This is a genomic window from Deinococcus koreensis (genome assembly GCF_002901445.1).
Classification (GTDB): Bacteria; Deinococcota; Deinococci; order Deinococcales; family Deinococcaceae; genus Deinococcus; species Deinococcus koreensis.
This window is the reverse complement of the sequence record NZ_PPPD01000004.1, coordinates 105,412-130,019: the sequence shown is the minus strand read 5'-3', so window position 1 is coordinate 130,019 and position 24,608 is coordinate 105,412. Positions and strand designations below refer to the sequence as shown.

General features: G+C 67.5%; 21 protein-coding genes. 8 read left to right on the top strand and 13 right to left on the bottom strand.

The annotated features are described in order from the left end of the window. Positions 1-366 carry a hypothetical protein gene (locus tag CVO96_RS21200; RefSeq protein ID WP_165795465.1) on the bottom strand — a complete coding sequence of 122 codons (366 nt, stop codon included), beginning with the start codon at positions 364-366 and terminating at the stop codon, positions 1-3. Between CVO96_RS21200 and CVO96_RS19905 the strand changes: the two genes are divergently transcribed. The 4 genes from CVO96_RS19905 to CVO96_RS19890 all read left to right on the top strand — a co-directional run bounded on the left by CVO96_RS19905 (position 334) and on the right by CVO96_RS19890 (position 5,297). Then, positions 334-2,523, top strand: coding sequence for a KAP family P-loop NTPase fold protein (locus CVO96_RS19905; RefSeq protein WP_165795464.1), 2,190 nt, complete (start codon positions 334-336; stop codon positions 2,521-2,523). The genes CVO96_RS21200 and CVO96_RS19905 overlap by 33 nt on opposite strands. 143 nt (positions 2,524-2,666) lie before the next feature. Continuing rightward, positions 2,667-2,927: a hypothetical protein gene (locus tag CVO96_RS20875; RefSeq protein WP_133161887.1), complete on the top strand. Its 261-nt coding sequence runs from the start codon at positions 2,667-2,669 to the stop codon at positions 2,925-2,927. Next, a complete protein-coding gene (locus CVO96_RS19900) occupies positions 2,924-3,865 on the top strand; it encodes a tyrosine-type recombinase/integrase (protein WP_243398529.1) in 942 nt (313 codons plus the stop codon). Before CVO96_RS20875 ends, CVO96_RS19900 begins: the two co-directional genes overlap by 4 nt. A gap of 721 nt (positions 3,866-4,586) precedes the next feature. Continuing rightward, positions 4,587-5,297 (top strand): IS6 family transposase, encoded by a 711-nt coding sequence (locus tag CVO96_RS19890; RefSeq protein ID WP_103314243.1) that lies wholly within the window; start codon positions 4,587-4,589, stop codon positions 5,295-5,297. A gap of 163 nt (positions 5,298-5,460) precedes the next feature. Here CVO96_RS19890 and CVO96_RS19885 read toward each other — a convergent pair whose 3' ends face one another. The 5 genes from CVO96_RS19885 to CVO96_RS19860 all read right to left on the bottom strand — a co-directional run bounded on the left by CVO96_RS19885 (position 5,461) and on the right by CVO96_RS19860 (position 11,436). Continuing rightward, positions 5,461-7,977, bottom strand: a complete 2,517-nt coding sequence (locus CVO96_RS19885) for a GAF domain-containing protein (RefSeq protein ID WP_103314213.1) — start codon at positions 7,975-7,977, stop codon at positions 5,461-5,463. Positions 7,978-8,385: 408 nt separating this feature from the next. Beyond that, positions 8,386-9,174: an alpha/beta fold hydrolase gene (locus CVO96_RS19875; RefSeq protein WP_103314211.1), complete on the bottom strand. Its 789-nt coding sequence runs from the start codon at positions 9,172-9,174 to the stop codon at positions 8,386-8,388. 356 nt (positions 9,175-9,530) lie between these two features. Then, positions 9,531-10,115 (bottom strand): DUF305 domain-containing protein, encoded by a 585-nt coding sequence (locus tag CVO96_RS19870; protein WP_103314210.1) that lies wholly within the window; start codon positions 10,113-10,115, stop codon positions 9,531-9,533. A 132-nt stretch (positions 10,116-10,247) separates the two neighbouring features. Further along, complete coding sequence (locus tag CVO96_RS19865; protein WP_165795463.1) at positions 10,248-10,541, bottom strand: hypothetical protein; 294 nt, start codon at positions 10,539-10,541, stop codon at positions 10,248-10,250. A 10-nt stretch (positions 10,542-10,551) separates the two neighbouring features. Beyond that, positions 10,552-11,436, bottom strand: coding sequence for an alpha/beta fold hydrolase (locus CVO96_RS19860; protein ID WP_103314208.1), 885 nt, complete (start codon positions 11,434-11,436; stop codon positions 10,552-10,554). A 129-nt stretch (positions 11,437-11,565) separates the two neighbouring features. Here CVO96_RS19860 and CVO96_RS19855 point away from each other — a divergent pair, with 129 nt between their 5' ends. Then, complete coding sequence (locus tag CVO96_RS19855; protein ID WP_103314207.1) at positions 11,566-12,111, top strand: TetR/AcrR family transcriptional regulator; 546 nt, start codon at positions 11,566-11,568, stop codon at positions 12,109-12,111. Between the two features lie 226 nt (positions 12,112-12,337). On the opposite strand, the gene CVO96_RS19850 is transcribed toward CVO96_RS19855, so the two are convergent. Together CVO96_RS19850 and CVO96_RS19845 are read right to left on the bottom strand one after the other, a co-directional pair. Continuing rightward, positions 12,338-15,457 (bottom strand): PAS domain S-box protein, encoded by a 3,120-nt coding sequence (locus tag CVO96_RS19850; RefSeq protein WP_133161886.1) that lies wholly within the window; start codon positions 15,455-15,457, stop codon positions 12,338-12,340. Further along, entirely contained in the window at positions 15,454-16,011 is a 558-nt protein-coding gene (locus tag CVO96_RS19845) for a chemotaxis protein CheB (protein WP_103314205.1), read from the bottom strand. Before CVO96_RS19845 ends, CVO96_RS19850 begins: the two co-directional genes overlap by 4 nt. Before the next feature lie 298 nt (positions 16,012-16,309). Between CVO96_RS19845 and CVO96_RS21735 the strand changes: the two genes are divergently transcribed. Then, positions 16,310-17,251, top strand: a complete 942-nt coding sequence (locus CVO96_RS21735; protein ID WP_165795462.1) for a response regulator — start codon at positions 16,310-16,312, stop codon at positions 17,249-17,251. A gap of 416 nt (positions 17,252-17,667) precedes the next feature. On the opposite strand, the gene CVO96_RS19835 is transcribed toward CVO96_RS21735, so the two are convergent. Then, a complete protein-coding gene (locus CVO96_RS19835) occupies positions 17,668-18,588 on the bottom strand; it encodes a hypothetical protein (RefSeq protein ID WP_103314203.1) in 921 nt (306 codons plus the stop codon). A gap of 84 nt (positions 18,589-18,672) precedes the next feature. On the opposite strand from CVO96_RS19835, the gene CVO96_RS21640 reads away from it, so the two are divergent. Together CVO96_RS21640 and CVO96_RS19825 are read left to right on the top strand one after the other, a co-directional pair. Then, positions 18,673-19,083, top strand: coding sequence for an HD-GYP domain-containing protein (locus CVO96_RS21640; RefSeq protein WP_279327028.1), 411 nt, complete (start codon positions 18,673-18,675; stop codon positions 19,081-19,083). A gap of 410 nt (positions 19,084-19,493) precedes the next feature. After that, positions 19,494-20,423, top strand: coding sequence for an IS110 family RNA-guided transposase (locus tag CVO96_RS19825; protein ID WP_103314201.1), 930 nt, complete (start codon positions 19,494-19,496; stop codon positions 20,421-20,423). A 156-nt stretch (positions 20,424-20,579) separates the two neighbouring features. Here the strand turns inward: CVO96_RS19825 and cobT are convergent, their stop codons facing one another. Genes cobT through CVO96_RS19805 form a run of 4 tightly spaced genes read right to left on the bottom strand, consistent with a single transcriptional unit; the run spans position 20,580 to position 24,592 of the window. Next, the gene (gene cobT / locus CVO96_RS19820) at positions 20,580-21,647 is read right to left on the bottom strand and encodes a nicotinate-nucleotide--dimethylbenzimidazole phosphoribosyltransferase (RefSeq protein WP_103314200.1); all 1,068 of its coding nucleotides are present in this window, start codon (positions 21,645-21,647) and stop codon (positions 20,580-20,582) included. Further along, entirely contained in the window at positions 21,644-22,183 is a 540-nt protein-coding gene (gene cobU, locus CVO96_RS19815) for a bifunctional adenosylcobinamide kinase/adenosylcobinamide-phosphate guanylyltransferase (RefSeq protein WP_103314199.1), read from the bottom strand. The genes cobT and cobU overlap by 4 nt, the downstream gene beginning before the upstream one ends. Then, entirely contained in the window at positions 22,180-23,571 is a 1,392-nt protein-coding gene (locus CVO96_RS19810; RefSeq protein ID WP_165795468.1) for a cobyric acid synthase, read from the bottom strand. Before CVO96_RS19810 ends, cobU begins: the two co-directional genes overlap by 4 nt. 22 nt (positions 23,572-23,593) lie before the next feature. After that, entirely contained in the window at positions 23,594-24,592 is a 999-nt protein-coding gene (locus CVO96_RS19805) for a pyridoxal phosphate-dependent aminotransferase (protein ID WP_243398528.1), read from the bottom strand. Positions 24,593-24,608: the final 16 nt, after the last annotated feature.

Genomic DNA, 24,608 nt, shown 5'->3' with positions numbered 1-24,608 from the left:
TTAAGGAGTCAAAGCGGCCGCAAGGCCGCTTTCTTCATTGGGTATCTCAAGTACAGGTTGTGGTGTCCTGTGTTCGTCCGGCAGGGCGACACCTGTGGCGCGCAACTGCCCGGCCAGCACCTCGATCAGTTCAGCGTTCGCCTGCTGGTGCGCGATATGCGTCTCTTCCAATGCCCCGTTGTCCATCCCGCCACCGTACATCGGGATGGCCTGCTGGCAGACCGCATCTGGTGCATCAATTGGGACGGGAATATTTCTGGATTCAGCAGACACGGTGGCGGTCGGGTCGTTATGTCGCCATCCATGAGGCCTGTCTCCCTGCGACGATGGTGTATGTCCGAAACCCACCGGCGAATTGCGCTGCATGCCGACCGTCCCAGCACCTTAAGTGAAGACCGGTATCACCGCCGGCTGTTCGTCCGGCGACTCACTCAGGCCGTCGCCGCCCGTGTCGAGACTTCACCGTTCATCATCGGCATCGAGGGCACCTGGGGCGAGGGGAAGAGCACCGTCCTGGAGTACATGGCACAGGAACTTGCCGAGCATCACAAAGACGTGATCCTGGTGCGGTTCAATCCCTGGGCATACCCGTCGCAGGAGCAGATGATGCTCGGCTTGGTCAGGGTCGTGGCAGAAGCGCTGGAGGACAGCAAGGTTCCGTCTGTCAAGGATGTGGCCGCAGGAATCCTGCACCTTGTCGGCAGTGCCGCTGAATGGGCCGGTACGGCGACCGGTCTGGGGCATCTCAAAGACGCTGGCACTGCGGGAAAGGCCGTGGCTGGGGCGCTTAGACAGGAGGCCAGTTTCTCGAAGCAGAAGGCTTCCCTGGAGAGGAAGCTCAACGAGGCCGGCGTGCAGGTGGTCGTGCTAGTGGACGACCTCGACCGGCTCGATCACGAGGCGATCCGCACGGTGTTCCGGCTGCTCAAGGCGGTGTTCGACCTGCCGTCCTTCACGTACATTCTCGCGTACGACCCCGCCATCATCGCGTCGGCCCTGGAAACGCACTTCGAGGCGCGCGGAAGGCCTTCGGGCCGCCGCTATCTCGAAAAGATCGTCCAGCTGCCCCTGGCCTTACCGGCCCTCGACCAGATCGACCTGGAGGAGGATCTTTTCGAGAACCTCACTCGGGCTTTCACGGAGAACGACCTGCCGCCAGATGCCGACGAACTGGTGGGCGTGCGGCAGCTGGCCAGGGTGCTGTCGGCACACATCACCACGCCACGCGAGATCCGCCGACTGGGGAACGCCGTGCGGTTCGCCCTGCCGATCCTGCGGGGGGAGACCAACCCGGTCGACGTATGCCGCATCGAGGCGATGCGGGTGCTGTTTCCCGACATCTTCGATCTGGTGGTGCGCCATGCGGATGACCTGACCTCTCCGGCCATCGCTACGCAGATCGTTGTCCGGAAACATTATGAACGTCAAGGCGGCATCAATCAGCTGGGTGGGGCGCTGCCACCCAAACCCCGGAGCGCGGTCTACGACGTGTTCAAGGACGTGACCGGGCCGGCCCTGGAACTGCTGGCCATCACCTTTCCGAACGTCGCTGCCGAGTTTGGCCGGCGTGAACCAGACCCTTACAGTGGTCAGTTCGCCGCGGCGCAGCCGGAATACTTGAGGCGGTACGTGCAGTACGCCATCGGCAGTGAAGATGTCGAGGACGCCGCCGTGCAGGCCTTTATCCGGAATACGGCCGCTGATGAGGGTGCGGCCGACGCCCTGTTGCGGAGCCTGGACGATCGGCGGCGGCGCCGGCTCTTGAGCAAGGTCAAGCACTACGCACGCCGACTGGATGTGGACGAGCGGGTGGCCCTCATGCGCTTTCTGGCGCGTTTCCTCTACGATCAGTACGGGCCGGATGGCTTGCCGGCCGTGCTGGAGGAGATGCGGTCGACGGTCGTCGATCTGCTGGAGCAGCACGTCAGCGGTGGATCCACCGATGGGCGTGGCGTCGTGTTGCAGCGGGTGCTCGAGATTCTGCCGGCGTGGTGGATGATGCTCGACCTGTACCGGGCTTCGTCCTCTCTCTTCATCCGGGAGGCCCGGTCGGGTGGTGCCGTACCAGCCCAGCAATCGCGGGCCTGGCTGGCCGACGTGTTGGAGACACACCAGTCGGAACTTCTGGCGGAACCCCGTGCGAAGGCGGTCACCGGTCTGCTCCTGCTCGCTGACCACCGTGGCGAGGCTCTGACGAACTCGCTCGTGCTCGACTTCGTCGGCGACCGGCCGGCGCGGGCTCAGGCGTGGCTGCTCACGCTGGCCAGACAGGTGCGGGGGGAACGTGGGCCTCTGCCGTCCCAGTTTGGCATCGAGCAATATCTGGAGCTGACCCGGGTGGTTGACATGGACGCCCTCCTGACCCAGCTGGAGCCGCTGGTACCTCATGTGGAGGGTATGCGGTTTGACGACGCTGCGATCGCCAGGATCATGTTGGAACGCCTTCAGGAACTGCAGCCGGATGCGCAGGAGATCTTGACGCGGCGAGCGGCCGCCGGAGTCTTAAGAGTAGGCAAGGAGTAGCCGCACAGTGCGTCTCAAACCTTCCCGCCCCTTACGCTAATCGGTGTTAGCGTAAGGGTGTGAAGCGAATAGCTAGGGGAGCTCTACTGGTCGTGGTGTTGGGCTCTGGAGGCGCAGGAGCAGCCCGGTGGGAGTACGGAACTATGACGATAGTCACCGCAAGTGATGGTAGGACATTCTATTGGGTTGAACCCGGCAGGGCAGTGACTGCCAATGATATGGACGATTTCTGGCAGTACGTAACTAAAAAGACTTGGGATAGAAAAACTTCCAAGGAAAATTTAAACTTGAATCTTTTCCTCAACTATTGGGGCAATCTGGGCTGGGAATTGGTTTCCGTGAATGGAAGCTCTCAGTTTGGAGATGCAACAAATTACTATTTTAAACGCCCGGTAACCAAGTGACCCTCGCTCTCGACGTATTCCGGGCCGGGGCGCTCGACGGCGCCCGCCAGTGGGCTGACCTCAATCCCGAGGAACGCCGGCGCCGGGCCCTGCTCGCCGCCCAGCACTTGGACGCGGCCAGCCTGTGGTCACTGACAGAAGCGCACACCTATTTATATGGTGCCGCCGGAGGAGCCCTCTCGCCCCGTACCGCCCGGGCGTACCGCGAGGGCGTCGGTAAGTTCCTGCAGCATGCGGAACACGCTGGGGTAAGCGTCATCCGCCCCGACCGGGATGACGGGCCTCTTTACGCCCGCACCCTCGAAACCCAGGGCCTCACGCCATCGAGCGTCCGCGTGAACCTGGCCGCTGCGCGGGCACTCTACCGGGCGCTGCGCTGGGCCGGCGTCACTGCCCTGGATCCTTTCAGCGACACAAAGGCTGCGAAGGACAGGACGGCCGCGTGGGACAAGCGGCAGCCGTACAGCCACGCGGAAGTGCAGGCGCTCCTCACGGCGGCTGGGCCACGTGACCGCGTGCTGCTCCTGCTGTGCGCGCACGGGGGCCTGCGGATCAGTGAGGCGCTCGCGCTCACGTGGGCCGACTGCGAGGGGGATTTGCTGATCGTGCAGCACGGCAAGGGCGGGAAACTCCGGCGTGTGGCAGTCTCTGGGTCGCTGAGGGCGGCGTTGGCGGCGTGGCGGGAGGAAACCGTGGACGGGGCGGTGATAGGAAGCACGCAGACGGCGGCGCGGGAACGGCTGCGGCGGCTGTGTGTCAGGGCCAGCGTGACCTACAAGGGCTGGCATGCGCTCCGGCACTACGCCGGCACCCGGGCTGCCGCCCAACTCGGATTGGAAACTGCAGCGCAGCACCTCGGCCACGCCAGCATCGAAACCACCAGGGTCTACGCCAAATGGGCCGACACGTCGCTCAAGGACGCCCTAAAGGGGTGGTAAGAGGATCTGCTGATACATCTGCCGCCATCGTCCCAGCCAGCCTTGAGCGTGCTTACGCCGCATAGCGACCGGTACCTGGCGACTATTGATGCTCCACCTTCCACATGCCGGGTACGACCGTGTCGGGCGGCAGGTGCAGGCGGCCACCCCAGCTGATGCATGACCTGCCCCGCTTTTGAGCCGCTCGTGCATGACCTACGTGAGTTCGTGCGCACCGAGGCCATTCAACCCGATCCAGAGTGACAGCCCTGACCCAGTGGCGTGTACGCCGTTCTCGACTGTGTTTACAGCTCACAGACCTGCTATGCGAGCGTGGTACTCCCACTGCTGTACGAGCGTTTCCCCGCCAAAAGCGGACTCGCAGACACCCCAGCCCTGACCTTCTCGGCCTTCCCCCATCCCGAGAGGTTGGAGGACTACGCCATCCAGGTCATGGGTACCCGCCACAAAATCTCCGGCCGACTGAAGGTGGAGGTGGCCTGGGACGTCTGCCAGTTTTTCGTGACGCGCCACCTTGAAAGCCGAATCCGGGCGGTTTCGACTACCGACACCTTTGCGTGACCCGGCTGGGCTCCAGTTCGAAATATGGCAAAAAATACTGTGTCACTCGCGTATTCCGGCATCTCGCGGTTCAGGCGTCGACTACCGACACCTTTGCGTGGTTCGGGCCGGAAAGTACCGACACGGTTGTGGCAAGTTGGTTTGGTAGGGTGGCGCGGTGTTGAGTGGTCACAAGCTTCCCGGCTACCGGTTCCCGCTTGAGGTCATCGGGTATGCCGTCTGGCTCTACCACCGATTCACGCTGAGTTATCGGGACGTTGAGAACCTCTTACTGGAGCGCGGAATTGCCGTCACCCGCGAATCCATTCGCACGTGGTGCATCAAGTTCAGCGACCTGTTTGCCCAGGGACTGCGCCACCGGGAACCCCGACGGGGTTCCCGGTGGCATCTCGACGAAATGCACGTGGATGTCGGTGGCGTCACCCACTGGTTGTGGCGGGCCGTCGATGAGCACGGCGTTGTGCTGGACGTTTTCCTGCAGCGTCACCGGGACACTGAAGCGGCCAAGTCCTTCTTCGTCCGGCTGCTGGGTGAATATGGCGTCCCCGTCACGGTGCACACCGACAAGCTGTGGAGTTACGGTGCTGCCCTGCGCACAATTCCCGTGCTTCACGGTGTGGAGCACATCCAAGTCGTGTCCACGGCCCGTTGCAACAACCTGATGGAGCAGTCCCATCGTCCCACACGCCGACAGGAGCGTCAGCAACGCGGGTTCAGGTCAAGACGACGAGCACAAGGATTCCTCGACCTGCACGCCCGCATCACGAATCTGCACCACCCGGCCCGCTGTACTGTTCCTGCTCATCACCGTCGTCACCACCAGAAACAGGCGTTCGACGTCTGGCGCACAGTGGTACAGGAAGCGGCCTGAAGTTCAGGCCGCCTGCGTCACTGAGGCACTTTCATAGCCCTGACGTCAATAACTTGCCACAACTCCCGCACAGACAGGGGGGCGGCCCGGCCGGCCACGGCGCCGGGGGTGAGCGCCACGCATCCCGACCCCGGTTGTTTCAACATCCGCGCTGATCCCTCCCTCACGTCCGGGGGAGGGTAAACCGCAGGGTGGCGCCCTCGCCAGGCACCCCTTGCGCCCAGACCTCACCGCCGTGCCGCTCGACGATGCGGCGCACGTTGGCAAGTCCGACGCCGATACCCTCGAATTCCGACTCGGGATGCAGCCGCTGGAAGACCCCGAAGAGCCGACCTCCATACTGGGGGTCAAAGCCGACGCCGTTGTCCCGGACACCGATCAGCCAGTGCTCCGGCTGCCTTTCCGCCCAGACCTCGATGCGGGCCGGGGCGCGCGTACGGCTGTACTTCAGGGCGTTTCCCAGCAGGTTCACCAGCACCTGGCGCAGGAGGGCCGCGTCACCGGGCACGGTGGGCAGATCTCCGATCAGCCACTGCGCCGCCTGCCCTGTCTGATCTTGCGACACCTCCGCCTGGACGCTGGCCACCAGCGCGCCCAGATTGACCGCCTGGCGCGTCAGGGGATGCCGGGCGGTGCGCGAGAAGGCCAGCAACGCGTCGATCAGGGCGTTCATCCGCCCGGCCGCCTCCCCGATCACGCCCAGATGCCGCCGGTCGCGCCCGTCCAGACTCCCGCCCAGATTCCGGCTCAGCAACTCGGTGAAGCCCAGGATGTGGCGCACGGGGGTGCGCAGGTCGTGCGAGACCGAGAGCGCGAAGGCGTCGAGCTGCTCGTTGGCCGCACTCAGGGCCCGGGCGCGCTCGTCCAGGGCGTCGCGCTGTGAGCGCAGCGCCCCAGCCTGCTCGGCGCGATCCAGCGCCAGGGTCAGCGAGCGACCCACCGCGCGAATGACCCCGCACTCCCGCTCGGTGAAGGCCTGCGCCTGCTGGCTGCCCACAGCCAGGAGCCCAACTGTCTGACCGGCCACCACGCAGGGGAAGAAGGCGCCGGCGCTGTAGGACTCTGTGACCGCCACGCCCTGCGCGGCGGCGTCCCAGCCGGCCACGAAGACGGGCTCGCCCGAACGCGCAGCCTGGGCATAGCTGGGGCTGTCCACGGAGACGCCCGCGCGCAGCGCCGCCGCCACCTCCGGGGCAAAGTCGTCGGAGAGCACCCGGGCCTGCCAGAGGTCGCCCGAGCGGAGGTAGTACGCCACGCTGACCTCCCCCAGCGCGGCCCGCAGCACCCCCACCGCCACCCCGGCCAGGGTCAGGCCATCGGTGGTCGTCGCGGCCGCCTCGGTGAACTGCACAAAGGCGTCCAGCGCGGCGGTGCGGTGCTCCACCAGCGCCTCCAGGCGCACGTTCAGATCGTGAAGCTGGGTGATGTCCGTGCCGCTGACCACCGCCAGCGCCGGCGTGCCGTCCGCGTCGTGGATGATGGCGGTGGAGAAGCGGGCGCGCAGACGAGTCCCATCCTTGCGCTCCATCTCGATCTCCTCGCCCGTCACCGCCTCGCCGGTACGGAGGGTGCGGGCCATCGGCCACTCGTGAGCGGCGTACGGTCGCCCGTCAGGATGAAAGCCGGTGTATACCGCGTACTCCTCGGTGCTCTCGGCGGGGAGGAAGCTCAACCCCAGCTCGCGGTCGATGGCCGCGTTCCCGCCGATTAAGCGGCCGCCGGGCAGCTCGGCCACCCACAGCGCCACCGGCATCTGGTCGAGGATGGCCGCGAGCCGGGCGCGTTCCCGGGTCAGCTCGTTCAAGGCGCGCTCGCGCTGCCGGGCCAGCCCCTCGCGTTCGCCCAGCCACTGGGCCCGTCCGAGCGCCTGCGCGACCTGGCCGGCGAGCAGTTCGAGAAAATCCCGTTCGGACTCATTGAAGGTGGGTTCGAAGTCAAATGACAGGGCCAGCACGCCCACCATGGCCCCTTCCGAGCGCAGCGGCAGGGCGGCCAGTGCCCGGGTGGTGGGACGGCGGTCTTCCGGCGGCACCGGGAAGGGGGCCGGCTGGTCGGCGATTCGCAGGTACACTGGCGTCTGGCGGCGCCAGGCCTCCAGCGCGGGGAAGGGGTGATCCAGCCCAATCCGCTTCCAGCGGGCGAGCACGTCGCCCGGGTAGCCCTGCGCGCCCATGATCTCCAGCGCCTCGCCGTCCGGGGTCAGGCGCAGCACCGCGCCGGCGGCCGCGCCCACGGCCGGCAGGGCGACCTGCAGCGCGGCCCGGACGACCTCCTCACCCGTGGTCGTCCCCCCCAGCGCCAGCGTGACGCTCAGGAGGGCCTCGCGCCGGCCCCGCGCCCGCCGGCGTTCCGTGATGTCCTGCAGCTGCACCGCGAGACCATCGCCATGGGGAAACGTGCGTCCCGACCACCAGCGCTGCGCCGCCCGGTCGCGCAGCTCGAACTCAGGGGGGAGCGGCTGTCCGGTGGCGGCGCCGTCTGGGCGCAGAAACACCAGTCCAGCGGCCAGCAGCACGTCCAGCAGCGGGCGGTGCACGAGGGCCGCAGACGCCTCACCCAGCAGCTTCGCCCCCGCCTGATTCACTGTCACGACGCGGCCAGCCCCGTCCACCGTGATCAGGGGATCGGGCAGCGCGTCCAGCAGGGTCAGCGCAGCAGCGGGGTGAGGGGACGGGAGCATGGATGAACCTGCCCCACATCGTAGCAGGGCTGGAGGCGGTGACCGGACGCGGGGCGACAGAGTGCTGGCGGCCCAGTCAGCGCCTGCGTTTTGTGGACGACGCGGCGATGCAGGCCCATGGGCAGAGTGGGCACTACCGCGTGTTCAGTGCGAGCTTTGAAACGTGGCTGGCTGGGCCGCCACACGTGGTGCGTTCGCGAAATCTGGACGTGGGGGAGTGACAGGAGCGTGCACTTGAGCGGCTTCCCGTTCCGGTAGATGCGACGCTTTCCGAGCTGAGGAGTTGACGGTCACGGCTCCAGCCGCCTGACCCTCGCCCACCCGAGCGGCGAGCCAGGCGTTGATGCCCCGGTTTCTCGGGCGCTGACCTCATACCCCATGAGGAGGGAATGGGAGCCCCACCCCAGCTCAGAGCCCTTCGAGCACCTTTGCAAGTTCATCGGGCCGCGAGAAGAAGGGCAGGTGCCCGGTGTCCAGTTCCACGCTCTTGACGAAGTTCAGCCGCGCCTGCAGGGTCTTCTGGAAGGCGTAACTGACTGCTCTGTCCTGCTTTGTCAGGACATCGTACTTGCGCACCGAGCCGTAGTTCGCCGCCGTCAGGGTCACGGGGGTGGCAAAGGGAGCCAGCGGCTCGGGGCGCAACTTGGCCCGGAGCATGACCACGTCGTCGGCACTGCAGTCGTTGCAGAACACCGGCCCGAGGCCGTCCGGGCTGAACACCAGCGCCGTCGGCGTGGGCATCACGTACTTGCCGAACAGCGAGTCCTTGTCGCGGCCGGCGAGGTCGTTGGCGCTCTCGCCGCTTTGGGGAATCAGGGCCGCGAGGTACACCAGCTTAGAGATCTTGCTGGGAATGGCCTCGGCGACCTGGGACACGACCATGCCACCAAAGCTGTGACCGACCAGCACGACGTTCGTCTGGTCTCCGATGGCCTTTACCACGGCGTCGCGGTAGCCGTTCAGGCTGAGCTGCTCCACGGGCGTCTGATCGGCGCCGTGACCGGGCAGATCGAGCGTGATGACGGTGTGGCCGTTGGCGACCAGACGGCGCTCGACGCGGTTCCAGGAGAATTCACCCAGCAGCGCGCCGTGAACGAGCACATAGGTCTGCGAGGTGCGCTTGGGGGAGGCGCTCAGGGCGCAGCTGGAGAGGGTCAGGGCACCGATAATGCCGAGCAGAACGGGGGATATGCGCATGGGACGCTCCTTGAAAACAGGGTGTTCAGGTGCCAGGCCGGAACCGTGGTCAGGTTCAGAAGAGGAGGGTTCCGGCGGGCCGTCGCCCGGGTCGGTGGTCACGTCGGGTGTGATGTCTGGTGAACTTGGGCTGTACCAGGAGGGCAGACGCGGTTGACCCCGACCACTGCTCGCCTCTCTCTTTAGGGATTGGGCGCATGATTGCCGTTACCCCTCAGCGGGCGAGGGCGCGGTCTTCTCGTTGACCTTGTCCCGGGAACGCGGCAGACGGGGCTGGCTCCGGCACAGAGGGGGGCGCTGGACGATGCGGAGAGCAGCGAGGGGCGGGTCAATCCGGGAGAACCCTCAGACGCCGCTCAGCTCCCGAGTTCGCGCAGGATGCGGGCCGTCAGCTCGACGTGTTCGGTGAACTGGTTGAGGGCCAGCGTGGCCAGGTGCCGCCCCTGCTGCTCGGGAAAGGTCGGCTCGCTCGGGGTGGTGTTGGCCAGGTACGCGGTGGCCAGGTCACGCAGGAAGACGTGGTTCTCATACTGGGCCGTGATGTAGGCCCGGTCGAAGTCCAGTCCCGGCGCCGCCGTTTCAATCTTTGTCAGGGTGGCCCGCGCCTGAGCGTTCATCGGCAGCACCGGGGTCTTCAGTTCCCTGAGCACCGTGGTCACGGCGATGGCCTCGCGCAGCTCGAAGCGGGCGAACTCGCGGGCGTTCGCGTTGGTGGCCCGCTCCACCGCCAGCTGACTGACCATCCTGGAGAGGGTGGCCGGCCCGATGACGCCCATGCGGAAGTCCTTTTCCGTCATCCCGGTCTTCATGGCCGTGCCGGCGCCGCCGGCCCGCGCGGACGTGCCCAGACCCAGCAGGCCCAGGCCCAAACCGGCGGCGGTCAGGCGTCCTAAAACGGTGCGGCGATCGGTGGTGTCATTGGCAGATTCAGGCTTGGTCATGGTGTCCTTTGAAACGTGTCCGACAGGGTGCAGGACGACGTGGGAAAGTGAGGACACAGCCCCGGCGGACGGACGGGTGATGAAGGAAGGCGGATGAGGGTCTGGAGGGGATGCTGAGGCGCCATTCGCCGTTCAGCCGGTGCGCAGCGATTGGTGGGCCAGGATCAGCATCCAGGTGCGGCCGTCGAAACGGCTCCGGGAGTGGCACTCCGCGTGCCGCCAGATCGCCATGAAGGCGTCTTGAACGCACCGATCGGGATCAATGACCTGGGCCCGGTGAGCCAGGGCATAGAGTGCGGGGGCGTAGCGCCGGTGCAGTTCGCGCATGGCGGCCTCATCCTGCTGGGCCAGCCCACCCAGGACGGCGGCGTCCTCCTGTCCAGCCCAGCGTGTGGGCACCGGATCAGGGACAGGAAGCGCCCCCATGGCCATCACCCTAGCGGATGGTCTTCGCCCAGGCGATGATCGCGGCATTCATGGCGTCCGCCTTCTCGAAGATGGCCGCATGCGCCGTGCCCGGAACGATCACCAGCTTGGAGCCCGCGATGTTCTGCTGCATCTTCTGACTGAATTCCGGCGGGTATACCGTGTCCTCCAGGCCCTCCAGGATCAGGGTGGGCACCGTGATGGTCTTCAGGGTAGGGATGGAGTCCGGCCGGGTCGCCAGCACGTTCGCGCCCGCCACGTCCCCGGCCACACTGGCCTGACTCACGATGCCGGTCAGGAAGGCCGCGTCGGCCGGGCGGCGCACACGGGTCTCGCCCGTGAGCATGTCCTTGAGCAGTTCGGGCGCCAGCGACTGCGGGCCGAAGGTGCTGGCTTTTTGCGCCATGCCCTTCCAGATGTTCTGCTCCACGATCCCGGCGGGGTTGGCCAGCGTATTGATCAGGATCATGCCCAGGAAACGCTCGGGCGCCGTGCGCCACAGCTCGAAGGTGATCGGGCCGCCCATGCTCATGCCGCCGATAATCGCCCTGGGCACGTTCAGCTGATCCAGCACGGCCAGGGCGTCCTTGGCGTAGGTGGACAGGCTGCCGGGATCGCCTGCTGGGGCGCTGCTCTGGCCAAACCCTCGCAGGTCGATGGTGATGACGCGGTAACCGGCGGCCGCCAGGGCGTCACGGTTGCGGGCGAACAGCTCGCCGGAGAGGGGATACCCGTGGATCAGCAAGATCGGCGTGCCGCTGCCCTGCGAGACGTAATGAATACGGGCGCCGTTCACGTCCAGCATCCCCTCCGACCGCTCACCCTGTGCTCCCCCCGCCTGCGCGAGTCCAGAGACCAGTCCCACCATCACTGTCACCAAGATGCCGTGCTTCATGCGTGCTCCCTTGCCCGGCGCTCAGATGCGGCGCCGAACCCCTCACTGCTCCATTCAGTCAACCTTCTGACTGAGCGTAGAGGGACAGAGGGACGTGCGGTTCTGCCGGACTTCATGACATCTTGGCCCATGGAGACGGGCCAGCCCAGCACACGCGCGCAGATCATCCAGGCCGCCCTGCGGTGTTACCGGCGGCGGGCCATCGGCGGCACCACCCTGAGGGATGTCGCCCAGGAGGCCGGCCTCCGACTGGGCAACCTCTACTACCACGTCAAAACCCGGGAGGAACTCGTACTGGCAGTGCTGGACGAGTGCGAGCGGGAGTTGCGGGCGCTGCTCGGGCGGCTCGCACCCCTGGAGCCCCGCACCTGGCTGGCCGGCTACTTTGCGTGGCTGCTCGAAGATCCCGCTGGCGCCGCCGACGCTGGCTGTCCCTTCGGCACCCTGGCGGCCGAACTGCGTGCCCTGGGTGACCCGGCCGCGCCCCGGGCCGCCGGGATCGTGCTCGCCTATCAGGACGCGGTGGCCACTCAGGCGAGCGCCGCCGGAATCCGGAGCTCCATCTTCCTGGAGATTCAGGGGGCGTATACCGTCGCCCGGGTGCTGGGTGACCCGGAGCTCTTCCGGCGCAGTGTGGAGGAGTTGCGGGACAGCACACTGGGGGCTGAAGCGTGATGGCGAGGATGACGGGAGTCGGCGCCCTGGCCATCAGCGCCACCGTGACGGGCAGACGGCTTGGCCGCGTCACAGGGTGCCCCGCCTGGCCCGGCCGCCGCCGTGGTCAGGGCGGGGGGCAAGAAGCGAAGGTAGGGCGGAGGGACAGATGACGTGCCGGCTGTCTGGCCTGTTTCCCCAGTACCGGCCCCTGGCCGCGGTCACCCTGCCCCGTGATCGGGCCGTCCTACGGCTGGCGCCCGGGCAGGTGCAGCTCAAAGCGCACGCGCTCACCCTGCAGCGTCACACCCAGGGTGCCGCCGTGGCGCTGCACGATGCGCCGCGCGTTGACCACGCCGTCGGTCTCGAAGTTGGCCGTGCCCGGCGCCAGGGGCCACACATCGACCGTGACGGGCAGGCCCGAAGCCGCGGCGGCGACCTCCACGTGGGCCTCGCGGCCGGGGGGCACGACGCTCAGGGCGTGGTGGATCAGATCACTGAAGGCCTGGCGCAGCAGCAGGCTGTCCCCGTTCACCACCGGCAGCTCGCCCACCGTCCAGCGTCCGGTGCGTGGGCCCAGGCCCGGGGCCAGGTCGCTGCGCACCTGCACCACCAGCGGGGCCAGCGCCACCACCCCCCACTTCAGGTCGCGCTGCTCGAGCTGGGCCAGGGAGCGGAAGTTCTCGGACAGCACCTCGGCGCGCTGGGCCTCGTTCTGCATCATCGCCAGCCATTTGCGTGCCGGCTCGTCGAGGTGTGCGGAGATGCGGCGCTCGAGCAGGCCGAGCACGCTGCGCAAGCGGCGCAGCGGCTCGATGAGTTCCTGGGAGGAGGCGGTGGCGAGCGCGCGCAGCTCGCTGTTCAGGTCGGCGAGGCGACGGGTGCGGCGCTCCACTTGCGCTTCAAGCCGCGTGTTCAGCGTGTGCAGCTCGTGCACGTCGGTCGCCGCGCCGTAGAACTTGATGGTCTCGCCGCGCTCGCCTTTGACCGGTACGGTGTCGACCGCAAACCAGCGGTACTCGCCGTCCCGGCGCCGGAGCCGGTGCTCCTGCCGCAGTGACTGGCCTGCGGCGGCCGCCTGCCGGTACCGCTGGGTCGAGGCGTCCCGGTCTCCTGGGTGGATGGCGTCCACCCAGCCCCAGCCCGTGGCCTGCTCGGCGGTCTGCCCGGTGTACGCCAGCCAGCGCCCGTTGTACCAGGTGGTGGAGCCGTCCGGTTCACTCTCCCACAGCAGGTCGGGCACCAGGTTGGCGACGGCCCGGAAGCGTTCCTCGGAGGCGCGCAGGGCCACCTCGGCACGCTTGCGATCGGTGATGTCGTACGACACGGTCAGCGCCGCCGTGACCTCGCCCGCGGGGCCGCGCAGGGGCACGCCGCGCGTGACATACGACGCCCCGCCCTGATCGTGTTCGAGTTCAAAGGGCTGGCCCGCGAGGGCCTGCCGGTAGTGCGCCTCGTAGACCCTGGCCAGTTCGGGAATCACCACCTCGGCCACCGTGTGTCCGACGTACTGCCCAGCGTTCATTCCGGCGCTGGTCAGCGCCTCGCCCTCGGCCACCTGATACCGCAGGTCGCGGTCGACCACGAAGACTGCGCCGCCCGGCAGGTTCTCGATCAGGGCGCGCAGTCGTTCTTCGCTCTCGCGCAAGGCCGTTTCGACTTGCTTGCGCTCGGTGATGTCGGTGAACAACAGCGCCACGCGATGTTCACCCGCCGCGCCGACGCGAAAAGCGTTGACATCCAGCACACGTCCAATCGCGTCGACCGTGTTCTCAAAACGCACTGGCTTGCCGCTTAAAGCCACCTGCTCGTACGTTTTCATCCAGTGCATTTCCAGATCGGGCACCAACTCGCGCGCGGTTTTGCCTTTTGCGCCGACAAATCCGGTGTGGTGTGCAAAAGCCGCGTTGATCTCCAGAAAACGATAATCGCTGGCCTGTCCTTCTTGAAACAGCACCTCGACCACGGTGAAGCCCTCGTCCATCGAGTTGAACAGCGTGCGGTACTCTGCTTCCGACCTTGCCAACGCGGCTTCGGCCCTCGCGCGTTCGACCGCCGCCCAGGTGCGTTCAGCGGTTTCGCCGACGAGCGCCGTGTCCTCGGGCGACCACGCGCGCGGGCGGCCGTGATGCACACTCAGACTGGCGACCCACCGCCCGCCCTTGTGCAGCGGCATGCCGATGATCGCCTCCACTCCGATGGCGAGAAAGGCGGCGTGTTCGTCCGATTCGCCCGCGCTTCTGATGTCGGGCAACACCAGCGTTTCACCCCGGCGCTGCGAATTCTGCGCGTGGTCATAATCGCTCAGGGGAAACCGACCGATCATTTTGGGCACGTTCGCGCGCGCGTAATTGTCGGCGATGACGAACTGCCGGTCGTCCGGTGCGATTTCCGCGTAAAGAACGCGATCCGCCCCCAGATGCTCGCCCAACACGCGCATCGCCGTTCGCTGAATGTCCAGCGGATCGTCCAGGGGCCGCAGCGCGTCGCCGAGGGTGAGTAGATAGGTCTGTCGGGCTTCGAACCGGCGCAGCGCTTCGTCGGCGCGGGCGCGTTCGATGCGGAGGAAGACCCGGTGGGCCACCTCCGCGATGAGCTGGGCTTCGTCGGGCCGCCAGTCGCGCGGGGTCGGCGTGAAGGCCGAGACCAGGCCCGGCCACGCGCCGCCCTGCAGAATCGGCACGGCCACAAAGGCCCTCATGCCGATGACGCGGTAGGTTCCCGCGTCCACGCGCGGGTCGGTGTCCGTGTCGCGAATGACGATGGTCTCGCCCGCGCGGGCGGCGCGCAGGAATTCTGGGCTCAGGGCGTCCCCCGCCCGGTCGGTGCTGCGCGGGCCCGGCAGCCCCTCGCGCTCCCAGGCGTAGGCCACGGTGAAGCGCGCTTCAGCCGGATCGTTCCCGTCCGCCAGCTTCACGTCGCAGACGTTGAGGAACTCGATCCCCAGATGCGCGCCCAGCCGCTCGCCGGTGGCACGGACAATCTCGTCCGGACGGTCATCCAAGGCCAGCGCCTGCGACAGCTCGTCCAGAAAGGCGGCGTGGTGCTCGCGCCGTTTGCGCTCGGTGATGTCGCGGTAGACACCGACGATCCTCCGGCTGCCCTCGCCGCCGAGGCGGCCCAGATGCACATCGAACCACCGGTCGAGAGCGGCGATGTGATCTTCGAAGCGCTCCGCCCTGCCGGTCGTGAAGACACGCTCCAGGCGCCCGAACCACGAGCTCTCCAGATCGGGCAGGACGTCCCGGATGCGTCGGCCACTCACGGTGCGCAGGCCAGTCATCCGCTCCATGGCCGGGTTGGTCTCCAGGATGTGGGAGTCGACCACCCTCCCGGACTCGTCAAGGATCAACTCAAGGCTGGTCACCCCTCGTCGATGGCGTCGAACAGCGCGCGGGAGGTGTCCTGCATCCCCTCCAGCCGACCGCCGATCAGGGCCGCCGCGGCGCGGCCGAGCTGGCCTGTGGGGCCGTCCGGACGCTGGGCGAGCACGGTGCCGCCGGCCCCGATGATCGCCTGCGCGCCAGCGGCGCCATCGTCTCCTGCACTGGAAAGCACCACGGCCAGCGCCCGCGCGCCGTAGTGCGCTGCCAGGGAGGCCAGCAGGCGGTCGGAGGGGCTGGCCTCCCCCCGGGCCGGCCGCCGCGCCCAGCACCCATCCCGGCCGACGTCCACCACGGTGTCCGGGGGACAGAGGTAGACGTGGCCTGACACAGGGGCCTCGCCGGCTTCCACCGGCCGCAGCGGCCAGCGCAGGCGTGATCCAAGGGCGCCGACCAGGAGGGGCGACGCGGTCACGATCAAGGCCACGGACAGGGCCTGGGGCAACTCGTCCAGCACCGCCTGGAGGACGTCCAGTTGCGCCGTGGTACCCGTCAGCGCCAGGACGTCGAAAGCCTGGGAGGGGGCAGCGCGGTGCATAGGGTGAGGGCAGTGTAGGCGTTTCCCCCGTCCGGGGGGGGGCTTGACCCACACCAGTGAGCGACCATGCACTGGCGAGGTGCATGAAAGGGGCCAGTGGCGTCAGGGAACACAGCATTCCTCAGGTATATCTTTTGATATATGAAAGCTATCTGCCCCCTCCACTCATTCCCCCCCCACCCCCAGACATCCCCTTGACCTCCAACGCCTACACTGCCCTTCTGCTCCCCACCGCGAACGTGACCGCCACGCACGTCCGCGACCCGGCGCACCCGCACTCCTGCTCCGGAGGTCACCCGTGACCCACCACCGCATCCTGCTCGTCGATGATTCTCCTCTGGACGCCGAACTCACCTGCCTGGCCCTGAACGACCAGAAGCTCAGTTCGACCGTGCACGTCGCCCTGGGGGGTCAGGAAGCACTGGACTACCTCGGCAGCCTGCGGGCTGCCGAACTGCCGGAACTGCTGCTGCTCGACCTCAAGATGCCCGGCGTGGACGGGCTGGCGGTGCTGGCCCAGGTCAGGGCCACGCCGCGCTGGGCCGCGCTGCGGATCGTGATCCTGACACCTCGGCGGAGCCCCGTGACCGGGAGGCCAGCCTGCGGGGCGGCGCGGACGCCTTCGTTCAGAAGTCGACCACCCTTCCGGACTACATCCAGGCCATGCGCGAGGTCGTGCGCACCTGGCTCGGCGTCTCCACTTCCCTCACCTGAGGGCCGGAACCCGGGAGCGCCTGGGGCGCTGCCAAACGCCAGATGCCGTGGGATCTGCGGAGAAGCGGAGCGGCCCAGCTCGGCAGCCCGGCCAGGCGCAGGACGCGGAGACGGCGTGATGATCTCGAGCCAGGTTCTTCTTCCCCGCCGTCCCAGGCCGGCGTTCCCTGAGCGTCGAAACGTGGGGCTTCAGAGGCTTGGCCGCAGTTCGGTCGGGGATGTGGAGAGCGTCCAGCGTGCGCGATGGCGTCCTGGCCACCAGCGTCATCGTGACGAACAGACTTCCCAGCCGGGGCTAACCTCCCCTCCTGACCCTCAGCTCCCGCAGGGGGCAGCAGCGGAAGGAGGAGCGAAGGTGGGTGTGGGGCACTGTGGGATCTCGGTGCCGGAGAAGGAGGTGATCACCTGCAACGCCTTGGCTGCCCATTCCCCAGTCCAGCCGGCCGCACCAGCACGCTCCAGCCACCGCACATGCTCAGTGAGCAGCACAAGAAGGAGTGGAGAGCCTTACACAAACCCGAGCTAAAACGGAGGCTGGAGCACGCGGTGTCGCCTCGATCGCCCGAAAACCCCCGTTCTAGGCTCATCCACTAAATTCCTGCACGGCGTACGCTAACAGCGTCCCGATCAGGTGGAGCCCGTATGCCACCCCGCGCCTACGCCCGCTTCCGCTCGTGCTTGGCCCAGACAGATTGAGTGTTCCACCGTACGCTGGGATAGAGCGTGTTGCCCACGATCCCGGCCTTGTTTTGCAAGGCAGCCGTATGGTCTTGACCTTGACAAGTGGTCGCCCCTTCTCAGCTTCGTTGCTGATGCCGCCAATAATCGGCATGTGGAGAAATCCGACGGAACGTACACGCGTTCCCCTCGGTGATGCTCACCCGTTCGTTGGATTCGCATCAATCTAACGCAGGCGGCCGGGGCCGCCCCAGTTGGTTCCTGCTATGGCCGGGCTGCCTTGATCCGCTGCCAGACGTCCAGCGCCGTGATATGCGCGACCTTGAACGCCTCGGTATCATTAGCCACCAGCGTGGCGCGCAGCTTGATCAGCGCCGCGCTGAATTCCTGTACCAGGGGAGCGTTGCGGGCGCCCAGAGCGGTGCGCAGCAGCGACCACTGCCCATCCACGTCGGCCAGCGAGGCCAGACCCTCGTCGACCTCCCCCTCGCCGACGTACTCCTCGCGCGTTGCCTTTAGGCTAAGTTCCAGCAGGCGACGTCGCTCGGTACCGGCGTCATTGTGCTGCGCCTGAAATTCGGCACGCACCTGCTCTACGCGGGCGCCGAAGACATCTGCAGCTGCGCCGTTCAGGAGCAGGATCTGTAGCTCCTCAATCCCCTGGGCCCCCTGCGGGCTGACCTTGGCCCCGTGCACTAGGGCGCGGTTCAGGAAGCCGACCGCGTCCTGCTGTTCGCCGGGATTGCTCAGCGTCCCCCCGGCCATGGCGGCCGCGTAATCACTCCTGGCGTTCGTCAGCAGGCTGGTCGTCAGCGACACCTCGAAGTCCGCGCCAGCGCCCGTACTCGCGGCCGTCCAGGCGGCGGCCCAGGGGCCGCTCAGAAAGCGGTTGACGGTCTCCTCGTACGCCCCTGGGGCAAGCGTCCCTGGCCCCACCTGAATCGCCTTCAGGCCCGCCTCGAACGCGGGCCGCTGCCCGGCCGCCACCTGAGGTGAGAGGTGGGCCCAGAGTTCTTCCAGCGAGTGACCGGCGTGCTTTTTGCCCCATTGCAGGCTTCCGCCTGCGTAGGTGGTCACGCTGGCGTACAGGTGAGCGCGGATGAGTTCGAGGTCAGCTGCCGCTGACAGGTTGGCCGCGCCGGCGGTGGAGAGCGACAGGAGTGACATCAGGGGCAACAGCTTCATGGGGCCATGGTACCCGGCCAGAACATAATGTCAAGTAAGTTAGTCGGATTTGTCGGGTATTGGGAATGCCGCCCTGAGATCAGCGTGTTGGAGGACGCGGTGCAGGAGTTGCGCTGGGGGGCGTCCCTGCACGACATCGGCAAGCTGGCCATTCCCGACGCGGTGCTGCTCAAGCCCGGCCGGCTGAGCGCCCAGGAATGGGCGACCATGCAGCTGCACGTCCCCGAGGGCCACCGGCTGGCCGAGACGCTGGGGTTCCTGCCGCCCGAGGCGCTGTCGGTGATCACCCAGCACCACGAGCGCTGGGACGGGAGCGGATACCTGCGCGAGCTTCGGGAAAACACATACCCCGTGGAGCGCCCCGCCAGATGGTTTCGCAGTTCCTGTGTGAGGGCAGGCAGAATCGGCACGTATTCATGCGCGATGTACACCTGGGGCGGATTCAGGGCCAGGTGCAGGTTCTCGACGCGCAGGTTCACGAACCGGACATCCTAGTCCTGGTGTAGAAAAGCGTCTTGACTATCAGCCCATACCTTCTGGCCCGCCGGTACGGGGACAAGACACGATTCTAGAATTTTCGTAGATATTGTCTTTGCAGGCTGCGGTCAAGTGTCCTGTTTTTCAGGCTTAGCGTTGTGTTTTGGACTGCGTGCCTGAGAATGGTTCTCAATCAAGCCAGCCCAACAAGCCCGCGCTCAGCGTCGACCCCCGAGGTCGTTTAGTAGGTGGGGCCGGTCTGGGCCCTTTCTTCGAGACAGCACACTATCCGAGGCGTTCGAGCCTGCACACAAGGGCCTGACCAGAAAAAGAGCGCTTGACCAGTCCGATAGCTCCTTTTGGAGGTGGCCATGTACGTTTTGGGTCTCGACATCGGCAAATCAGAGGTCTACGCGTGACTTCTTGCTGTGCAGACTGCTGACAGTCCGCAGCCCATCGGCACCGTGCAGGTATTCATCTACGACTGCAGTGGCCTTCAGGCCCTGCAGACTTGGCTGCTGGGGAACAGTGTGCCCGCCTTGCAACTGCACGCCGTGATGGAAGCCACTGGCGTGTACTGGGAGCGGTGTGCCCATTTCCTGCACGACCTGGGGTGCATGGTGAGCGTCGTCAATCCTGCCCAGATCAAGTTCTTCGCTCAGAGCTTGCTCCGACGTGGGAAAACCGACAGGATGGACGCCGACATCATTGCCCGCTACGGGGCGATCATGCGGCCCAAAGCGTGGAAGCCACCCGCCGCCGAACTCGAAGCGTTGAAGCTGCTGGTTCATGAGCGGGAGGCCATCGTCAAGGAGCTGACGCAGGCCAAGAACCGACGACACTCGTTCAAACAGCGCCAGGAGGCCGACCCCCTGGTGGTGCAGCTCACGGAAGCGCGCATCACGTTCCTGACGGGACAGGTCGAGGCCTTGAACCGCGAGTTGCGAGCACGGGTCGAAGCGCTGCCAGACCTTCAGCGTCAGGTCGAGCTGCTTCAGAGCTTGCCGGGTTTCGGGTTTCTGGTGTCCTTGACGGTGTTGGTGGAAACCGCGGGGTTCAATGCGATGGAGACCAGTCGCCAGTTGGCAGCGTATGCGGGCGTATCGCCCGCGCCCAACCAGTCGGGAGCGATGATCAAGTGTGGTCGAATCTCGAACATTGGAAATCCCCGACTGCGACGCATTGTCTACCTGGCGTCGGTGGCAGCGACCCGTACCCAGAGCAAGGAGAAGGCCTTCGACCAGCGGTTGCGCGAACAGGGGAGGCCGGGCAAGGTGGCGATCATCGCCCTGGCTCGGAAGCTGTTGTGTGTGGGCTTTGCGGTCGTGCAGTCAGGGTGCCCCTACGACCCGACGTAGGATATTGGGAATTCTGCCTACTGTGACCCTTTCGAAACAGCCTCTTAAGGCTACAACGCGTAAAACTGTGAACTCTTGGTTTAGAGCAGCGAAGCCAACGTATGCATCTTTACGGGGTCTCTGCCACGAAACCCTCCAGTGAGACGTACAGACTGTTTAGCCGTGCGGCACGCCGGCCTCCTCAAAGGTGCGCATCTCGCGCAGGGTGGCGGCCGCCGCGAGCAGCATGGGCGCTGCCAGGACACCGCCGGTGCCTTCGCCCAGCCGCAGGTTCAGAGTAAACATGGGCTTCAGGTTCAGCTGGTTCAACTGCGAGGCATGCCCCACCTCGGCGCACAGGCCCGCCGGGAACAGGTAGTCGCGCAGATGTGGAGCCAGGAGCACGCCGATCAAGGCGGCGCTGCCCTCCACGAAACCGTCCAGGATGACCGCACGCCTCAGGGCGGCGCCCTGGAGCATCATGCCGAGCATCGCAGCGATCTCGTACCCGCCGAACTCGGCGAGCACCTTCATGGGACTCGTGGTGGGTGTGCGGGCCAGGGCTGTGCGGATCACGGTGACCTTATGCGCCAGCCGCGCGTCGTCCACGCCGGTGCCGCGTCCCGTGACCTGCGCCGGGTCAAGGCCCAGCATCCGGGCGGTGATCGTGGCGGCGGGGGTCGTGTTCCCGATGCCCATCTCGCCGGGAATCAGGACATCCGCGCCGTCGGCAATGGCCTGCCGGGCCAGGGCGGCACCGGCCAGGATCAGGGCGGCCGTCTCCTCCGGCGTCATGGCCGCTTCCACGCTCAGGTCGCGACTTCCCGGGCGCACGGCGGCCCGCACCAGGGCCGGGTGGGCGGGCAGGTCGGCATTCACGCCGGCGTCCATCACGTACACGCGGGCACCGACCGTCCGGGCGATGGCGTTCACGGCCGCGCCGCCAGGGCCATACGGCGTGTCGGCCAGGAAATTGGCGACCATAGCGGGCGTTACCTCGGGGGGGTACGCGCTCACGCCGGCAGAGGCCACTCCGTGATCACCGGCGGCGACGAGCACCGCCACGCCGCACGGGTGGGGCCGCTCACTCCCGAACACGCCCGCAAGCCGCGCTGCGAGGTCTTCCAGATCACCGAGCGCCCCGGCGGGCTTGGTGAGGTTCGCCTGCCGCTCGCGGGCGCGGGTCATGGCCGCACGGTTCGTGGGCTGGATGGACTGGATCAGGACGGTCAGGTGATCAGTCATGGGGTGTTTCCTTTCAGGATGAGGGGCAGGCCGCTGGCGATCAGGTACGCGTCGTCACTGGCAGCTGCGGCCCGCTGGTTCACCCAGCCGAGCACGTCGCGGTACCGGCGGGCCAGGGCGCCGACCGGGACGATGCCGGAGCCGACCTCGTTCGTGACGAGCACCGTCAGTCCCGCCCGGGCGCGGGCGACCGACAGCAGTTCGGTGGTGGCGTCCAGCACGGCGTGATCCGTCCACCCGGTCAGCATGGCGTTGCTGACCCATAGGCTCAGGCAGTCGAGCAGCACCGTGGGGGTGGAGGCGGCACGCACAGCGGCGGACACCTGCAGGGGTTCCTCCACCGTGACCCACCCGGACGGGCGATCCTGGGCGTGCCGGTCGATGCGCCCCTGCATCTCGTCGTCGAAGGGCTGCGCGGTCGCGAGGTACGTCACCGGGCCGCCCGCCTGCGAGGCCAGGCGTTCGGCGAAGGAGCTCTTGCCGCTGCGCGCGCCGCCGGTCACGAACACGACGCGGCCCGACCCGGCGCCACTCACAGCATGGCCTCGATGACCGGCCAGTCCAGGTTCGCCCGCACCTGCGCGGCGATGGCGTCCAGGCGGGCGTCCAGAGAGTCCAGGCCAGGCGGCGCCGGCAGCCCGGCCCAGGTCAGGAAACGTTCCAGGTACGCGGGGTGTTCCAGCAGGCCGTGCAGGTACGTGCCGCGCACGTTGCCCTGCTGCCACAGCAGCCCCGGCACGAGCGTGCGCGCGCCCGGCCCGGCCCGGGTCTGTCCGTGATGAATCTCGTACCCAGTCAGGGTGAACCCCGATTCCGGGTCAGTGAAGGTGGTCTGCACGGTCGTCTTGTCGGGCGCCAATTCGGTGTGCAGGTCGAGGAGACCCAGGCCCGCCACGTCGCCGCCGCTCTCCACGCCGTGCGGATCGCGGATCGCCATGCCGAGCATCTGTAGCCCGCCGCACACGCCCAGCACGGGCACGCCCGCATTCGCGAGCCGCGTGACCGCCCCCGCGAGGCCAGTGGCACGCAGCCAGTTCAGGTCGGCGGCCGTACTCTTGCTGCCGGGCAAGACCACCGCCCGCGCGCCGGCAAGTTCCGACGGCGACGTGACCCAGCGGGCCAGGTCGCCCAGCGGCGCGAACTCGTCGAGGTTGCTCACGCGCGGCAGGCGGGCGATGGCGACGAAGCCACCGCCCTGTTGGGCCGCGCGGCTGTGGGTGCCGGGCCCAACCCCATCTTCCTCCGGCAACGGGACATCCAGCAGCGGCACCACGCCCACCGTCGGCACCCCGGTCTGCGCCTCCAGCCACGCGGGTGCGGGGGCCAGCAGGGACGCGTCACCCCGGAAGCGGTTGAGGACGAAACCGCGCAGCCGCGCCCGCTCCTGCGGCTCCAGGCAGTGCCACGTGCCGAGCAGATGCGCGAAGGCCCCGCCCCGGTCGATGTCGGCGGCCAGCAGGACGCCGGCCTGCGCCTCCAGCGCGACGCGCATGTTCACGATGTCGCTGCCGCGCAGGTTCACCTCGGCGGGACTGCCCGCGCCCTCGATGACGACGACGTCGTACTCGGCGAGCAGACTGTGCAGGGACGCCTGCACGTGCGGCCACAGGTGCGCCTTGCGTTCACGCCAGGGAAGTTCGGTGATCTCGCGGTCGACCCGTCCGAGCAGCACGACCTGCGAGCGGGTGTCCGCCTCGGGTTTCAGAAGCACCGGGTTCATGCGGACGTCCGGCGTGACGCGCGCCGCACGGGCCTGTACGAGCTGCGCGCGTCCCATCTCCAGTCCGTCCGGTGTGACGCCGGCATTGTTGCTCATGTTCTGTGCCTTGAAGGGAACCACTCGCACGCCCGCGTTCATCAGGGCACGGCACAGCGCGGCCGTGAGGTAACTCTTGCCGGCGCTGCTGGTGCAGCCCTGGATCATGATCGCCCGGCCTGGAGCGGCACTACCCATGTCGCCCACCTCCCCGAACCAGTTCGCCCAGCGCGCGGATTAGCGTGGCGTTCTCACCGGGCGTGAGGGTGCTGATCCGCACGGTGTCGGGCAGACCGTAGCTGGCGCAGTCCCGCACGCGCAGCCCCTGGGCCAGCAGCGCCGCGCAGGTGTGGGCGGCGTCCGGGGCGCGCAGGGTCAGAAACGGCGTGCCGTGATGCCCCACGTGGCCCAGTGCGCCCAGGTCGGTGGCCAAGACGGCGGCGTGCTGCGCCACGCGCGGCAGCGTCTGCATCAGGAAGGACGCGCCCGCCGGCAGGGCCGCCAGAACGGCCGCCGTGCCCGCCGGGACGTGCCACGCCGGGGCAAGATTGTCGAGTGCGGCGACCACGTCCGGGTCGGCCAGGGCGTACGCGGGCCGCGCGCCGACCAGGCCGTGTGCCTTGCCAGGCGACAGCACCCGCACGACCGCCGGATGCCGGGTCAGGGTGGGCAGCGTGGTGAAGGGCGCGTACGCCTCGTCCAAGATCAGGAGGGCGTCGGCGTTGGCGCAGAGGTCGGCCAGGGCGCGCAGCTGTTCCAGGGTGGGCGCGTGCCCGGTCGGGTTATGCGGGTAGCCCACGTAGACGAGCCGCGTGCCGGGTGCGAGGGTCTCCGGCACGTTCGGCACAGTCACCACTGTGGCGCGGTTCAGGGCGGCGGCCCGCGCGAGCTCCCCGAAGGGCGCGTGCAGGCTGAGCAGCGTGCCCCTCGCAGGCAGGAAGGCCCGCACGAGGCGGTGCAGCAGGTCGGACGCCCCCGTGGCCAGCGCGACCTGCGCGGCGTCCAGACCGTGCCACGCGCCCAGGCGGGAACGCACGTCTGCGTAGGTGGGCTCAGGGTAGGCGGCGTGATCCGCGTCCCGCAGGGCCTGCACGAGCAGCGGGTTCGGGCCATACGGGTTGGCGTTCACGCTGAAGTCCAGGCCCGTGAAGGGTGTGCTGTCCGGGCCGCCGTGCGGGGATTGGGGCACGCGGGGGGGAAGGCCA